We start from the raw sequence: 14,454 nt of genomic DNA, 5'->3' as shown, positions 1-14,454 counted from the left end.
CGGCGGCAGTGCCCGTTTCGCTCAGGCGGTCCCGCTGCGGCGACGCCACCAGACGGCGCCGCCGGCCAGTACCGACGCGACAACGACGACACCGAGCACGATCCAGATCACACCGCTGGAACCGCTGTCGCTCGATGCCGGCTCGGCCGCGACGGTCGGTGCGGCCGCGCTCGTCGCCGGCGCCGCGCTGGTGGCCGGGGGTTCGCTGGACGGGGCTGCGGTGGTGGGGGCCGGTGCGGCGTTGGTGAAGGTGAGCTGGCCCTCGATCGGGTGGCCGTCGACCGAGACGGTCCGCCAAGCCACCTTGATCGCGCCGGGTGGGAGCGGCTTGATGGGCTGGGTGAGGGTCTTGTCGACCGACTTCGGCGTGCCGTCGCTGTAGGAGACACCGTCGGGTCCGGTGACGACCACCGTGCTGAATTGCTGCTTCACCATCTCGTTGAAGGTGAACGCGACGCCCGTCAGCGGGGTCGACACCGTGGCGCCGTTGGCAGGGTCGCTCTTGACGAGCTTGGCGTGCGCCCATGCCGGCTGCGGCGGGGCGAGCAGCACAAGCAGTGCCACAGCGGCGGCGGCGAGGATCGCGCGGAGAGTCACGTGCAGTCGCATGCGTCCATCCTGACCCTCCTGAACCGCTGGACGGCGCACCGGGGTCGACAGAAATCCGTCGGGAACTTTCCCGGCGCGGACCCCGACTACCTCCATGCAGTGTTTCCGCCGAGATTTCCGAGCTGAAGGACATTCGATGTCGTTGCGCAAACGCGGTCTGCTCGCCGCCACCGTGCTGGTGCTGGCCCTGACCGGTTGCGGGTCCGAGAAGTCGCCCGGTGCCGAGGCCGCGCCGGCCGCCACCAGCGCGAGCCCGCAGCAGGCCCTCGTGGTGAAGGACCCGTGGGTGAAGACGGCGAAGTCCGGGATGTCGGCGGCGTACGGCACGGTCATGAACACCACCGGCAAGGACATCGTGCTCGTCTCGGCGTCGTCGTCGGTGTCGCCGATGATGGAGCTGCACGAGACGACCACTGTGGACGGCAAGATGGCGATGCGGCCGAAGGACGGCGGGTTCGTCATCCCCGCCAACGGGTCGCACGAGTTCAAGCCCGGCGGCGACCACTTCATGCTCATGGACGTCAAGACCGAGGTGAAGACCGGCGACCAGGTGACGTTCACGCTGACGACGAAGGACGGCGGCACGTTCCAGTTCACCGCGCTGGGCAAGGATTTCGCGGCGGGCAACGAGTCGTACATGCCTGGCATGGGTGGCAGCCCGAGTGCCAGCGGCATGTCGATGGGCTGACGGTGACCGATCGTGAGCGGGGGCCGGTCAGCAGGCGTGCCCTGCTGGCCGGCGGTGCCCTGTCCGTGGGCGGGGCGATCGCCGTCGGCGCGGCGGCCGTCCGGACCGGCGGCGACCATGCCGCACCCACCCCGGCGCCGGCAGCGGCGGGTGGGCAGACGATCGCGTTCCACGGGGCGCATCAGGCCGGTGTCGAGACGCCGGCGCAGGCGCATGCTTCGTTCGTGGCCCTCGACCTGGCCGCCGTCGCCGACCGTGCGGCGCTGCGCCGGATGATGCTCGTGCTCACCGACGACGCGGCGCGGCTGACGCAGGGCGTCGCGCCGCTCGCCGACGGGCAGCCGGAGCTGGCGCGGATGCCGGCGCGGCTCACGGTGACGTTCGGGTTCGGGCCGCGGCTGTTCGACGTCGCCGGGCTCACCGCGCAGCGGCCATCGTCGTTGCAGCAGCTGCCCGCCTTCGGCATCGACAAACTGCAGCAGGGGTGGAGCGGCGGCGACGTGCTGCTGCAGATCTGCGCCGACGACCCGGTCACCGTCGCCCACGCCCAGCGGATGCTGGTCAAGGACTCGCGGTCCTTCGCCACCGTACGGTGGGTGCAGCGCGGATTCCGCAACGCCCGCGGCACGCAGGACGACGGGGTGACCCAGCGCAACGTCCTCGGACAGCTCGACGGCACCCGCAACCCGGCACCCGGCAGCGACGTGTTCGCCAGCGCGGTCTGGACCGACAGCGGCCCCGCGTGGCTGCACGGCGGGACCACCGTCGTGATCCGCCGGATCCATGCCGAGCTGGAAAAGTGGGACGCCGCCGACACCGTCGGCAAGGAGTTCGCGGTCGGTCGCAGGCTGTCCGACGGCGCGCCGCTCACCGGCCGCCTAGAGCTGGACGAGCCCGACTTCAATGCCAAGAACGAGCTCGGGTTCCCGGTCATCTCGGAGTTCTCGCACGTCTCGCGGGCACAGGTGGGCTCGGACCGGCTGCGGATCTTCCGCCGCCCGTACAACTACGACGAGCCGCCCGGCGCGGACGGCACCGCGGACAGCGGGCTCGTCTTCGCGTCGTACCAGCGTGACATCGGCGAGCAGTTCATCCCGATCCAGCGCAAGCTCGACGACGCCGACCTGATGAACGAGTGGATCACGCCGATCGGCTCCGCCGTCTTCGCGGTCCCGCCCGGCTGCGAGCCCGGCGGCTGGATCGGCCAGAGCCTGCTCGGATGACCGCTCCGCGCGGTTGATCGTATCGACAAGTAAGGAACAGCGAACGATGACCGAGGCTGCGACGACGTCGCCGGCACTGCCGGACCTGTCGGCCTACACCCTGCACCGGACCGTCGCGGCAGCGAACCTTGACGGCGCCGCGGTCCCGCGGCTGTCCGCGGAGTTCCTGCACCGGCCGGTGGGGGAGCGGACGGCCTCGATCGGCCGGTACCGCTACGGCGACGCGTACGTCCTGCTGGCCTGGGGCTGGACCGACGAGGAGCACTGCAGCTTCTCGTCCGTGCTCGGCGGCGACGGGGCGTGGTCGGCGCCGCAGCCCGGATGCCCGCAGTTCAGTCTCCTGCGCGCCGGCGACGAGGTGACCGGCGTCCAACTGCACGACGGTACGGGCGGCGTTGTTGAGTGCCGCGACGGCGTCGTGTCGCGGCAGCGCCCGGACTGCCGGTAAGCGCACGGAACCATTCACGGCGATGCGACGACTATCTGTTTGCCGGTCGAGCGGACTTGCCCGGTGCTCACCGACACCAGGAGGACGCATTGCCACCCCGTACTTCCAGGTTCGTTGCTTCCCGTGCGGCGCTGGCCGTGTGCGTCATGCTGGCGCTTGGCGCGTGCTCCGGGACGAAGGTGCCGGAGGCGTCGGCCGGGGCGCCGGGCGGGTCCGCGGCCGCCGGGCCGCGGACCACGTATCCGCTGACGATCGACAACTGCGGCCGGAAGGTCACGTTCACGCAGGCGCCGCGCCGGGTGGTGCTGCTCAACGGGGCGTCGGTCGCGGAGGTCGAGTCGATGATCGCGCTCGGCGTACAGGGCAGCATCGTGGCGAACAGCCAGAGCTACGGCGTGTCCGATGACCCGGCAATGGTCGAAAAGATCAAGGCCGTCCCGACCGGCGGGGTGAAGCTCAACCAGAACTTCGAGATCCCCCGCGAGCAGATACTGGCCCAGTCTCCGGACCTGGTGATCTCGACCTGGGCGGGCGGATTCGACGACAAGATCGGCTCGATCGGTCAGGACGAGCTGGCCAAGGCCGGCATCAACAGCTTCGTGACCCCGTCCAACTGCGCCAACGGCGCGACCTCGCCCCGGCCGCAGGACGTGACGACGTACGCGAACCGGACCGTTGAGTCGTCGTTCGACCTGCTGACCCAGCTCGGGGTGATCTTCGACGTGCAGGGCCGGGCGGCCGAGGTCGTGCAGCAGGCCCGCACCTCGCTGGCCGCGCTCCCCTCGCCGACCGGCGCCCGCAAGCGCGTGCTGGTCGCCTACCCGAGCATGTCGATGATGACCACCAACGGGGTACCGGCGGTGTTCGGCGGCGGGATCTTCGACGACATCATCAACCGGGCCGGCGGCGTGAACCCGTTCGGCGGGCTCACCGATCAGCAGCTCACCGGGATCAACGTCGAGGCCCTCGCCACGTCGAACCCGGACGTCCTGGTGATCGGCCTGTACCAGCCGGACGACGACGCGAAGAAGTTCGCCGAGCAGCTGTTCGCAAAGTTCCCGCAGTGGCCCGCCTCGAAGACGAAGACGTACACGTCGGTGTCGGACAGTTTCTATCTCGGGCCGCTGAACGCGGTCGCGGTCAAGCGGATCAGCGATGCCGTCCACGCTGCCGGCTGAACGGTCGAAGCGCACGGCCGCGCACCGTGCCCACCTCGTGCCGGATCGCGCCTACTCGCTACTGGTCGTGCTCCTGGCAGCCGCGACGGTGGTGTCGGCGGCGGTCGCGATCGCCGTCGGCACCGTGCCGGTGCCGCTCGGGGACGTGGTCGCGGTGACGTGGGCGCACCTCACGCCGGGGGACACCGAGCGCAGCCTGCTGTACGACCAGATCGTGTGGGACTTCCGCACACCCCGGGTGCTGCTGGCCGGGGTGAGCGGCGCCGGCCTGAGCATCGCCGGGGTGTGCCTGCAGGCCCTCGTCCGTAACCCGCTCGCCGACCCGTACCTGCTCGGCATCTCCTCGGGCGCCTCGGTCGGAGCGGTCCTTGCCTTGACGTTCGCCTCCGCGGTCACCGCCGGACTGGGCGTGACCGGGGCCGCGTTCGCCGGCGCCTTGATGAGCGTGGTGCTGGTGGTCGGGCTGGCGCAGCGCGCCGGTCAGGTCGCTCCCGGGCGGCTGATCCTGGCCGGTGTGGCGGTCGGCTACCTGGGCTCCGCCGTGACCAGCTACATCCAGCTGCAGGCCAACCCGACCGAGCTGCGCGGCATCATGTTCTGGCTGCTCGGCTCGGTCTCCGGGGCGTCATGGTCCGACCTGCCGGCACCGGCCGTCGCCCTGCTGTGCTGCATGCTGTGGCTGCTGGTCGACGGCCGCCGGCTCAACGCGCTGACGATGGGGGAGACGTCCGCCGCGGGGCTGGGGATCGACGTCAACCGGCTGCGGCTCGGGCTGCTCGCCGCCGCGTCGCTGCTGACCGCCACGATCGTCAGCGTCGCCGGGGGGATCGGCTTCGTCGGTCTGCTGGTCCCGCACGCGGTACGGCTGCTCGTCGGCCCTGACCACCGGCGGGTCGTGCCGGTGTCGCTGCTCGTCGGCGCGATCTTCCTGATCCTGGTCGACCTGCTGTCCCGCACGCTGGACCGGCCCAACGAGATGCCGATCGGTATCTTCACCGCCGCGTTGGGTGCGCCGTTCTTCCTGTGGCTGTTGCGCAGCCGGTCCGGGGCGGTGCGATGAAGGTCAGTGCGGCTGGCGTCTCGGTGAGCATCGACGGCACGCCGATCCTGGACGGTGTCACGCTGACCGCCGCCGCTGGTTCGGTGACCGGCCTGATCGGCCCGAACGGGTCCGGCAAGAGCACCCTGCTGCGCTGCCTGTACCGGATCATCCGCCCGCAGCAGGGTGCCGTGCTCATCGGCGAGCACGACGTCTGGCAGGTCCCGGCGCGCCGGGCCGGACTGTTGCGGGCGGTGGTGGCGCAGGATCAGGAGCTGGACAACGACTACACCGTCCGGGACATCGTCGCCATGGGCCGGATCCCGCACCAGCGGCTCCTCGAACGGGAAAGCGCCACCGACCGGGCCGTCGTGGACGAAGCGCTGGCCCGGGTCGGCATCGAATGGGCGCAGACCCGGCGGTTCGCCACGCTGTCGGGCGGTGAACGGCAACGCGTCCTGCTCGCCCGTGCGCTCGCGCAGGGCGCCCCGGTCCTGCTGCTCGACGAGCCGACCAACCACCTCGACATCGGCGCGCAACTGGAGCTGCTCGACCTGATCCGCGACCTCGGGCTCACCACCATCGCCGCCCTGCACGACCTCGACCACGCGATCGCCTACTGCGACGCGGTCGTGCTGCTGCAGCACGGCCGGGTCGTCGCGGCCGGGGAACCCGCCGCGGTCCTCACCCCGCAGCACCTCGCCGATGTCTTCGGTGTGCGTGCGGCCGTGACCACCCATCCGCTGACCGGCCGGCCGCACCTGGTGTTCGCCGCGGCCGCAGCGGTCCTGCTTGCTGAGGAGCACGCATCATGACCACCGACACGACGCTCGACCAGCCGGTCCCCGATGCCCGTCTCACCGCACCGCTCGACCCTCCCACGACCGGTGACATCACCGTCGCGTTCCTCATCTCCGCCGACGCGGAACTCGTCGACTTCGCCGGACCGTGGGGCGTGTTCGAGTACGTCCACCTCGACGACGGCCGCAACCCGTTCACGCTGCACACGGTGGCGGCCACGACCGAACCCGTCCGGATCTCCGGCGGCATGGTCATCGTCCCCGGGCACGACCTCCACAGCGCGCCCGCACCGGACATCGTGGTCGTCCCCGCCATGGACACCAGGAAGCTCGCCCCGGAGGTCCTCGACTGGCTGCGGCGGGTGCATCACGGCACCGCGGTGACCATGTCCGTGTGCAACGGCTCCTTCGTCCTCGGACAGGCCGGCCTCCTCGACGGCAGGACCGCGACCGCCCACCACGGCGGCTACCGGGCACTTCGCGCGACCTTCCCCGAGGTCACCGTCGTCCGCGGGGTCCGCTACGTCGAAGACGGCAGGATCGCCACCGCCGGCGGTCTCACCTCCGGCACCGACCTCGCCCTGCGGATCGTCGAGCGGTACTTCGGACGGACGGTCGCGCGGCGGACCGCCACTCAGCTCGAATACCAGGGCACCGGCTGGATGCACCCCGACAGCAACAGCGAGTTCGCCGCGGAGGCGGCGAACGCATCGGATCAGCCGGCATGCCCGGTCTGCGGGATGCCGGTCCCGCCCGACGACCCGCTCACCCTCGAACACGACGGCAGCACCTGGCACTTCTGCTGCACGTGGTGCCAGGAACAGTTCGCGGCCGCACCGCAACGGTTCGTCGACGCCGGGTGAGCCGAGCGGCGATCGCTGTCACGTCGGTCACTCCCAGACCCGCCCCGCAGCCATGCTTATTGCAACATACTGGCAGGAGCCACTCCATGGCATATTGCTGAGAGGTTCGCGCATGGCTGTCTACACGCTGCCCGACATGCCCTACGACTACGGCGCCCTGGAGCCCGCGATGTCAGGGCAGATCCTGGAGCTGCACCACAGCAAGCACCACGCCGCGTACGTGAAGGGCTCCAACGACGCCCTCGACCAGCTCGCCGAGCTGCGCGAGAAGGGTGACTTCGGCGCCCTGGTCGGCCTCGAAAAGACCCTGGCGTTCAACCTGTCCGGGCACGTCCTGCACTCGATCTTCTGGAACAACCTGTCGCCCGAGGGCGGCGACCGGCCCGACGGTGAGCTCGCCACGGCGATCGACGAGCACTTCGGGTCCTTCGAAGGGTTCGCCGGTCAGCTGTCCACCGCGACCAAGGGCGTTCAAGGCTCCGGCTGGGGCGTCCTCGCGTGGGAGCCGCTCGGCCGGCGGCTGCTGGTCGAGCAGGTCTACGACCACCACGGCAACGTCGGGCAGGGCACCACACCGCTGCTCGTCTTCGACGCCTGGGAGCACGCCTACTACCTGCAGTACAAGAACGTCCGGCCGGACTACGTCGACCGGCTGTGGGACCTGGTGAACTGGTCGGACGTCACCGCCCGCTTCACCGCCGCCACGGCCGGCTGACCGGACCGACCCGGAGTGCCGCCGCGAAGCCTGCGGCGGCACAATCGGCTGTGGTGGCGGCGCCCAGACCAGGTTGAGGACCATCGCGCTGGGCGCCGCCTCGCCTGATCGCACCCTGACGACCGCGGCGTGGACGAAGAGTCCGCCCGGCATCGGCGACCACTCCACGGACCGCACCAGGCCAAACCCTTCTGCTGTCAGTCTCCGGTATTTGCCATAAGCTTGCAACAGCTATTGCACCTAACTTGCAACAACAGATAACTTGCATCAGATTCGGTCGCCCGACATCTGGAGCAGCCTCGATGCGTGTCACCTTCCACCGGCTCACCGCCGCGGCGGCGCTCGTACTGGCCGTCACGGCCTGCTCCGCGACACCACAAGCGCAGGACAGCAACGGCGGCACGATCGTCGTCGCGACCGCCGGGGAGCCGGACACCCTGAACCCGGTGCTGAACTACGGGGTCGACGGTGCCTCGCTGATCTTCGATGGGCTCGTCGCCCGCGACGGCCGCAACGAACTCACGCCCGCCCTCGCCGCGGCGCTGCCGGACGTGTCCGCCGACGGGCGCACCGTCACCGTGAAGCTCCGCGACGGGGTCGTCTTCCACGACGGCACGCCGTTCACGTCCGCCGACGTCGTCTTCACCTACCGGGCGGTCCTGGACCCGAAGGTCGACTCGACGCTGCGCTCCGACCTGGACATGCTCGACGCGGTCGAGGCGCCCGACGCGTCGACGGTGGTGTTCCGGCTCAGGTACGCCTACGCGCCGTTCCTGCAGCGCCTCACCCTCGGCATCGTGCCGGCAACGGCATTGCAGGGTCAGGACATCAACAAGTCCGGGTTCAACCGCAAGCCCATCGGCACCGGCCCGTACCAGGTGGAGTCCTGGACGGCGGGGGACCGGCTCGTGCTGACCGCGAACGACCGGTACTTCGCCGGGAAACCCGCGAACCGCCGCGTCGTGGTCGCGTTCGTCGCCGACGACAACATCCGCGCTCAGCGGACCCGCGCCGGCGAGTTCGACGCCGCCGAGCTGGCGCCAAAGCTCGCCGCAGGGCTCGGCACCGTCACCGGGTTCACGGTGCACAAGGTCCCGACCGCCGACTATCGCGGCGTGATGCTCCCCTTCGGTAATCCGGTCACCGGTGACCTCGCGGTGCGCAAGGCGCTCAACACCGGCGTCGACCGCAAGGCGATGGTCGACGGTGTCCTCGGCGGCGCCGGCGAGCCCGCGTACAGCCCGATCCCGCCGACATCGGCCTTCGCCGACGCGACAGTGACCGGCAAACCGGGTGCCGACACAGCGACCGCAACAGGGCTGCTCGACGCCGTCGGCTGGGTGCCGGGCGCCGACGGGATCCGGGTCAAGGGCGGGCAGAAGGCGGCGTTCACGATCATGTACCCAGCCAGCGACAGCCTCCGCAAGGAGCTCGCCCTCGCCGTCACCGCGGACGCGAAGAAGCTCGGCATCCAGGTCACCCCGGAGGGACTCACCTGGGACGCGATCACCCCGCGGATGAAGACCGACGCGCTCGTCATGGGCTGGGGCAGCCCGTACGACCCGGACTTCGTCTCCTACAAGCTGTTCGGCTCGAAGTTCGCCGGCGAAGGCTACTTCAACCTCGGCCTGTACAAGTCCGCGGAGACCGACAAGGCGCTGCAGGACGGCCGCGACCAGGCCGACCCGGCGAAACGCAAGGACGCGTACAGCCGGTTCCAGCGGCAGCTCGCCGCCGACGTGCCGTGGGTGTTCCTCACGTACCTGCAGCACACCTACGTCGTGCGGAGCACCGTCAAGGGCGTGCAGCCGCGGGTGGAGGCGCACGAGCACGACGTCGCCAACAGCCTCTGGTGGAACCTGCACACCTGGACCAAGGGGTGAGTGCCCGCCGGACCGTCGGGCGGCGGCTGCTGGTCGCCGTCCCGGTCCTCGCCGCGACCAGCATGGGCATGTTCGCGCTGGGCGCGGCGTCGCCGTACGACCCGGCCGAGCAGTACGCCGGCGCGGCCGCGTTCACCGCCACCGATGAGAACCTTGCCCAGCTGCGGGCGAACTGGGGCGTCGACGACCCGCTGCCGGTGCAGTACTGGCGGTGGATCACCAACCTCGTCCAGGGCGACCTCGGCTGGTCGATCACCCGCCACGAGCCCGTCACCTCCGTCATCGCTGCCCGCGCCGGATGGACCCTGCTGCTCGTCGGTGCAGCATTGGCCTTGGTACTGGTGGCGAGCCTGCTCCTGGGGACGGTCGCGGCGTACCGGCGCGGCGGCTGGCTCGACCGCGGCCTGCGCGCGGCCGCGTACGCGGTGGAGGCGATGCCGGTGTTCTGGCTCGCCCTCGCCGCGATCACCGTCTTCGCCCTCGTGCTGGGCTGGTTCCCGGCCGGCGGGCTCACCGACATCGCCGCGGACGGGGTTCACGCCGGCGACGTCGCGCACCACCTGATCCTGCCGATCACCGTCCTGGCGGTCTCGCAGGCGCCGTGGTTCCTGCTGTTCGTCCGCGACTCGGTCGCCGACAGCCTCCGCGACGACCACGTCCTCGCCGCTCGCGGCCGTGGCCTACCCGGCAGGACCGTCCTGTTCGGACACGCGCTGCGCACCGCGCTGCTGCCGTTCCTCACACTCATCGGCACCCACCTGCCCGAACTCGTCGGCGGCGCCGTGCTCGTGGAGACCGTGTTCTCGCTGCCCGGGCTCGGCGCGGTCACCGTCCAGGCCGCGCTCGGCAGCGACTTCCCGCTGCTGGCCGCGATCACCCTCGTCACCACCGCCGTGGTCCTGACCGCGAACCTGCTCACCGACCTCGCCTACACCGCCGCCGACCCCCGGGTGCGCCTCGATGGCTGAGCTGACCATGCCCAGGAAGCGCCGGCTGCGGCCGCTGTCCTGGCTGCGGCCCGGCACCCGAGGTGCCGCGCTCGCCGCGGTCGTGCTCGCCACCGCGATCCTGGCATGCCTGCTGGTGCCGCTGCTGTGGCCGCTCGACCAGAGCGCCGTCGCCCTCGACCGGATCAACCAGCCACCCACCTGGACACATCCGGCCGGCACCGACGACCTCGGCCGCGACGTCGCCCACCGCACCCTCTACGGCCTGCGGGTGTCGCTGCTCATCGGCGCCGTCGCCGCGCTCGTCGCCACCCTCATCGGCGGGGCCGTCGGCGCCGTCGCCGGTACCGTCGGCGGCTGGACCGACCGGATCCTCATGCGGATCGTCGACACCGTCGCCGCGCTGCCGCACCTGCTGCTCGGCATCTTCATCGTCGCCATGCTCCGGCCCAGCCTCGGCGCCGTCATCCTGTCCATCGGCCTGACCCACTGGCTGTCCACCGCCCGGATCGTCCGCGCCGAACTGCTCTCCCTGCGCACCCGCCCGTTCATCGACGCCGCCATCTCCGGCGGCGCCAGCCGCGTACGGGTGCTGACCCGGCACCTGCTGCCGCACGTCCTGCCCCGGATGGCGCTGGCCACAACGCTCATGGTCCCGCACGCCGTCTGGCACGAGACCGCCCTGTCGTTCCTCGGCCTCGGCCTCCCGCCGCACCTCGCCTCCCTCGGCAACATGATCAACGACGGGCAGCGGTCGCTGCTCACCGGCGCCTGGTGGGCCAGCCTCACCCCCGGCCTCGCCATCGTCGTGGTCACCCTCGCCATCGCCGCCGTCGCCGCCCACTGGCGCGACCGCCTCGACCCCCGCGTCCGAGCGGAGCTGCAACTGTGACCGCTGCCCTCACCATCGACGGCCTCAACGTGCGGTTCCGGCTCCGCGACGCCACCGTCCACGCCGTCACCGACCTGTCACTCACCCTGCACCGCGGCGAACTCCTCGCCGTCGTCGGCGAATCCGGCTGCGGCAAATCCGTCCTCGCCCACGCCGTCCTCGATCTCCTTCCCGCGAACGCTGCAACGACCGGGACCGTCCAGTTCGGAGCAGGCAGTCGGCCGGTGCGCGAGTTACGCGGGCGCCACATCGGGCTCATCCCACAAAGCCCGGCCACCGCGCTCACCCCCGTCCGCACCGGCCGCTCCCTGCTCGCCGAAACGCTGCGCGTCCACGGCCGCGCCACCACCGACGCCGACACCGTCGCCGCCGAGGCCGGACTCGACCCGGCCGACCTGGACCGCTACCCGTTCCAGCTGTCCGGCGGCATGGCCCAACGCCTCGCCACCGCACTCGCCATCGCCCCCGACCCGGCCGTCCTGCTCGCCGACGAACCCACCGCCGGACTCGACCGGCCCCTCGTCGACCACACCCTCGACCTGCTCCGCCGCCGCTGCGCCGCCGGCACCGCCGTCATGCTCATCACCCACGACCTCACCGCCGCCCAACGCGTCGCCGACACCGTCGCCGTCATGTACGCCAGCCGCATCGTCGAACACCGCCCCGCCGACGAGTTCTTCACCGCACCACACCACCCGTACGCCGCCGCGCTCCTCGACTCCCTGCCCGACCGAGCCTTCCAACCCATCCCGGGACACCCGCCGATGCTCACCGACCTGCCCGCCGGCTGCGCGTTCGCGCCTCGCTGCCCGCACGCCTCCCCTGACTGCGCCGCGCAACCGGCCATCAGCGACGGCGCGGCCTGCCACCACCCGCTCAGCGTCGTAGGTGCACCGTGAACGGCCTCGCCGCGCACGAGGTCACCGTCGCGTACGGGCGGCAAACGGTCCTCGACCGTGCCAGCATCCACATCGGACCGGGCGAAACCGTCGGGCTGCGCGGACCCTCCGGCTGCGGCAAGTCAACCCTCGTGCGGGTCCTCGCTCTGCTGCACCGCCCCGACGACGGCCACGTCAGCATCGACGGCAACCCCGTCACCGGCGCCCGCTACCGCGTTGCGGCTGCCGTCCGGACCCGCATCGGCGTGCTCTTCCAAAGCCCGCGCAGCGCCGCCGACCCCCGCCTCAGCCTCGCCGACATCATCGCCGAACCCCTCCGAGCCACGAAGGCGGAACGGATCCAGGACCGGGTCGTCGAACTCGCCTACACCGCCGGCCTCACCACCGACCTGCTGCGCCGGCAACCGCACGCGGTCAGCGACGGGCAACTCCAGCGCGCGTGCCTCGCCCGCGCCCTCGCACACCGGCCCGACTACCTGCTCTGCGACGAAGCCACCACCATGCTCGACGCCTCCACCCAGGCCCACGTCGCCGCCGTCATCACCGACCACCAGCACCGCCACGGCACCGGCGTCCTGCTCATCACCCACGACCCAGCACTCATGCACCGCTGGGCCCACCGCGTCATCGACTGGCCTCCCGACCAGGCGGCCCCTGCCACGGCGGTCGAACACGCGGACCATCACTGAGCGCTCACCGTACGGGGCGTTGTGCCTGTCCGCTTTGTCAGACGGCCATGACGGGTTCGGTCGCGGTGGCCGCCTTGCGGTGGGCGAGCCGGACGGCAGCGGGCATGACCAGGCCGGTGACCAGGAACAGCGCCCCGACGACGTACCAGCCGGGCCGGCCCCACGTGATGCACAGCCAGATCAGCAGTCCCGGCCCGACCGCCTCGGCGATCCCGGCGCCGAGGCCGAAGACGCCCAGGTACTGGCCGGTGGCCCAGTCCGGTGCGAGCGCGAACGACAGCTCGAACCCGCCGGCGGCGTGCCACAGCTCGCCGACGGTGTGCACCACCGCGGCCGCGACGAGCATGACCGCCGCGGCCCATCCAGGCAGTTTGGCGGTCAGTGAGATGAGCGCGCACGCGGCGAGGAACGCGACCCCGGCCCGCCGGTACGCGGCCGCTCCGGCCGTCGGTGAGTCGATGCCGCGACTCGCACGTACCTGGAACGCGACGACGATCAGGGTGCAGGTGAGCATGGTGGCGGCGATGGTCCAGTGCGGTGCCCGGGTTGCGCCGAGCACCCAGAGCGGCATCGCCACCGTGAGCACCTTGAACTGGATCGCCATGATCCCGTCGAGGCCGGTGAGCAGCAGGTACGGCCCGTCCCGTAGCGCCAGCCAGCGCGGTCCCGCCGCGGCGGGCAGTGGTTGCACGCGCGGTACGAACGCCAGGAACACCGCGGACCCGGCTGTGGCGACCGCCATCCCGGCTGCCATCAGGTCGTAGGCGGTGTGGGTGCCGGTCTGCACCGCCCACCCGGCCAGCAGCGCACCGAACGAGACGCCGACGTTGGTGACCGCCCGCAGGTAGGCACGGAACTGCTGGGGCCGGTCTCCGCCGAATCGGCGGATCATCGGGCTGCGCGCCGCGACCCCGGCTGCCTTCGCCGCCGTGGCCGCACTCACGACCACGACGAATGCCCAGAACCCGTCCACGACCAGGAACCCGGCCGTTGCCGCGGCCTGCGCGCCGAGGGTGGCGGCGTAGACCTTCCGCGCGTCGCGCCGGTCGGCGAGGTGGCCGACCGCGACACCGAGCGCGAGCGCCAGGACCCCCGCGACGCCGAGCCCGACGCCGACCTGCGCCGCCGGCAGCGCCACCGCCTCGGTGAAATACAGCACGCCGGCGGTGAGGTACATGCCGCTGCCGACGGTGAACACGAAGTTGGACAGCGCCAGCAAACGCTGTGGTCCCGGCGCCGGGAGCAGGGACAACGCCATGAGCACCGACCCTAGACCTTATTGCATATTACTTGCAATAAGGGTTGGCGGCGGGATGGTCGGGATTGACGGCGCGGTGGTTCGCCCGACAGACTGGACGTCACAACTGCATAGCCGTGTGTTGATGGGGGAAGTCCGGTCGAATTCCGGCGCTGGCCCGCAACGGTAGGCGACGAGCGCGTTTGTGCTTGTCGCGAGCCCGAATACCTGTCTGACGCGCGTTGGTTTCTGCACCTCCCTACCCGTCGTGGCCCACGGGTCGGAGCCACCGGGCGTCTCGGTTGTCTCGTCCCCGGTTTCTCTCGACTGTCAGGGCCGGAAAG

The 14,454-nt window shown here is 71.2% G+C and carries 15 protein-coding genes and 1 riboswitch; of the genes, 13 read left to right on the top strand and 2 right to left on the bottom strand.

Annotated features, from left to right (window positions below):
* Positions 1-21: 21 nt before the first annotated feature.
* Positions 22-609 (bottom strand): copper resistance CopC family protein, encoded by a 588-nt coding sequence (locus Dsi01nite_RS14905; protein WP_203846724.1) that lies wholly within the window; start codon positions 607-609, stop codon positions 22-24.
* 136 nt (positions 610-745) lie between these two features.
* Between Dsi01nite_RS14905 and Dsi01nite_RS14900 the strand changes: the two genes are divergently transcribed.
* The 13 genes from Dsi01nite_RS14900 to Dsi01nite_RS14840 all read left to right on the top strand — a co-directional run bounded on the left by Dsi01nite_RS14900 (position 746) and on the right by Dsi01nite_RS14840 (position 12,873).
* Complete coding sequence (locus Dsi01nite_RS14900) at positions 746-1,297, top strand: copper chaperone PCu(A)C (RefSeq protein WP_203846723.1); 552 nt, start codon at positions 746-748, stop codon at positions 1,295-1,297.
* 2 nt (positions 1,298-1,299) lie between these two features.
* Entirely contained in the window at positions 1,300-2,520 is a 1,221-nt protein-coding gene (locus tag Dsi01nite_RS14895) for a Dyp-type peroxidase (protein WP_203846722.1), read from the top strand.
* Between the two features lie 46 nt (positions 2,521-2,566).
* Entirely contained in the window at positions 2,567-2,968 is a 402-nt protein-coding gene (locus tag Dsi01nite_RS14890) for a hypothetical protein (RefSeq protein WP_203846721.1), read from the top strand.
* Positions 2,969-3,114: 146 nt separating this feature from the next.
* Positions 3,115-4,146, top strand: coding sequence for an ABC transporter substrate-binding protein (locus Dsi01nite_RS14885; protein ID WP_203846720.1), 1,032 nt, complete (start codon positions 3,115-3,117; stop codon positions 4,144-4,146).
* A complete protein-coding gene (locus Dsi01nite_RS14880; protein WP_203846719.1) occupies positions 4,124-5,206 on the top strand; it encodes a FecCD family ABC transporter permease in 1,083 nt (360 codons plus the stop codon). Before Dsi01nite_RS14885 ends, Dsi01nite_RS14880 begins: the two co-directional genes overlap by 23 nt.
* Positions 5,203-6,000, top strand: coding sequence for an ABC transporter ATP-binding protein (locus Dsi01nite_RS14875; protein WP_203846718.1), 798 nt, complete (start codon positions 5,203-5,205; stop codon positions 5,998-6,000). The genes Dsi01nite_RS14880 and Dsi01nite_RS14875 overlap by 4 nt, the downstream gene beginning before the upstream one ends.
* Positions 5,997-6,848 carry a DJ-1/PfpI family protein gene (locus tag Dsi01nite_RS14870; protein ID WP_203846717.1) on the top strand — a complete coding sequence of 284 codons (852 nt, stop codon included), beginning with the start codon at positions 5,997-5,999 and terminating at the stop codon, positions 6,846-6,848. The genes Dsi01nite_RS14875 and Dsi01nite_RS14870 overlap by 4 nt, the downstream gene beginning before the upstream one ends.
* Positions 6,849-6,960: 112 nt before the next feature.
* A complete protein-coding gene (locus Dsi01nite_RS14865) occupies positions 6,961-7,563 on the top strand; it encodes a superoxide dismutase (protein WP_203846716.1) in 603 nt (200 codons plus the stop codon).
* Positions 7,564-7,865: 302 nt separating this feature from the next.
* Positions 7,866-9,446, top strand: a complete 1,581-nt coding sequence (locus tag Dsi01nite_RS14860; protein ID WP_203846715.1) for an ABC transporter substrate-binding protein — start codon at positions 7,866-7,868, stop codon at positions 9,444-9,446.
* The gene (locus Dsi01nite_RS14855) at positions 9,443-10,414 is read left to right on the top strand and encodes an ABC transporter permease (RefSeq protein ID WP_239135899.1); all 972 of its coding nucleotides are present in this window, start codon (positions 9,443-9,445) and stop codon (positions 10,412-10,414) included. The genes Dsi01nite_RS14860 and Dsi01nite_RS14855 overlap by 4 nt, the downstream gene beginning before the upstream one ends.
* Positions 10,407-11,285, top strand: coding sequence for an ABC transporter permease (locus tag Dsi01nite_RS14850; RefSeq protein ID WP_203846714.1), 879 nt, complete (start codon positions 10,407-10,409; stop codon positions 11,283-11,285). The genes Dsi01nite_RS14855 and Dsi01nite_RS14850 overlap by 8 nt, the downstream gene beginning before the upstream one ends.
* Positions 11,282-12,184: an ABC transporter ATP-binding protein gene (locus Dsi01nite_RS14845; protein ID WP_203846713.1), complete on the top strand. Its 903-nt coding sequence runs from the start codon at positions 11,282-11,284 to the stop codon at positions 12,182-12,184. Before Dsi01nite_RS14850 ends, Dsi01nite_RS14845 begins: the two co-directional genes overlap by 4 nt.
* Positions 12,181-12,873 (top strand): ABC transporter ATP-binding protein, encoded by a 693-nt coding sequence (locus tag Dsi01nite_RS14840; protein WP_239135898.1) that lies wholly within the window; start codon positions 12,181-12,183, stop codon positions 12,871-12,873. The genes Dsi01nite_RS14845 and Dsi01nite_RS14840 overlap by 4 nt, the downstream gene beginning before the upstream one ends.
* Before the next feature lie 37 nt (positions 12,874-12,910).
* Here Dsi01nite_RS14840 and Dsi01nite_RS14835 read toward each other — a convergent pair whose 3' ends face one another.
* Positions 12,911-14,131 carry an MFS transporter gene (locus Dsi01nite_RS14835; RefSeq protein ID WP_203846712.1) on the bottom strand — a complete coding sequence of 407 codons (1,221 nt, stop codon included), beginning with the start codon at positions 14,129-14,131 and terminating at the stop codon, positions 12,911-12,913.
* A gap of 73 nt (positions 14,132-14,204) precedes the next feature.
* A riboswitch (cobalamin riboswitch) is annotated at positions 14,205-14,360 on the top strand.
* Positions 14,361-14,454: the final 94 nt, after the last annotated feature.

It is taken from the genome of Dactylosporangium siamense, assembly GCF_016862795.1.
In the GTDB taxonomy this organism is placed as follows: domain Bacteria; phylum Actinomycetota; class Actinomycetes; order Mycobacteriales; family Micromonosporaceae; genus Dactylosporangium; species Dactylosporangium siamense.
The sequence above is the reverse complement of the archived record's forward strand: the minus strand, read 5'-3'. Positions and strand labels throughout refer to the sequence as shown.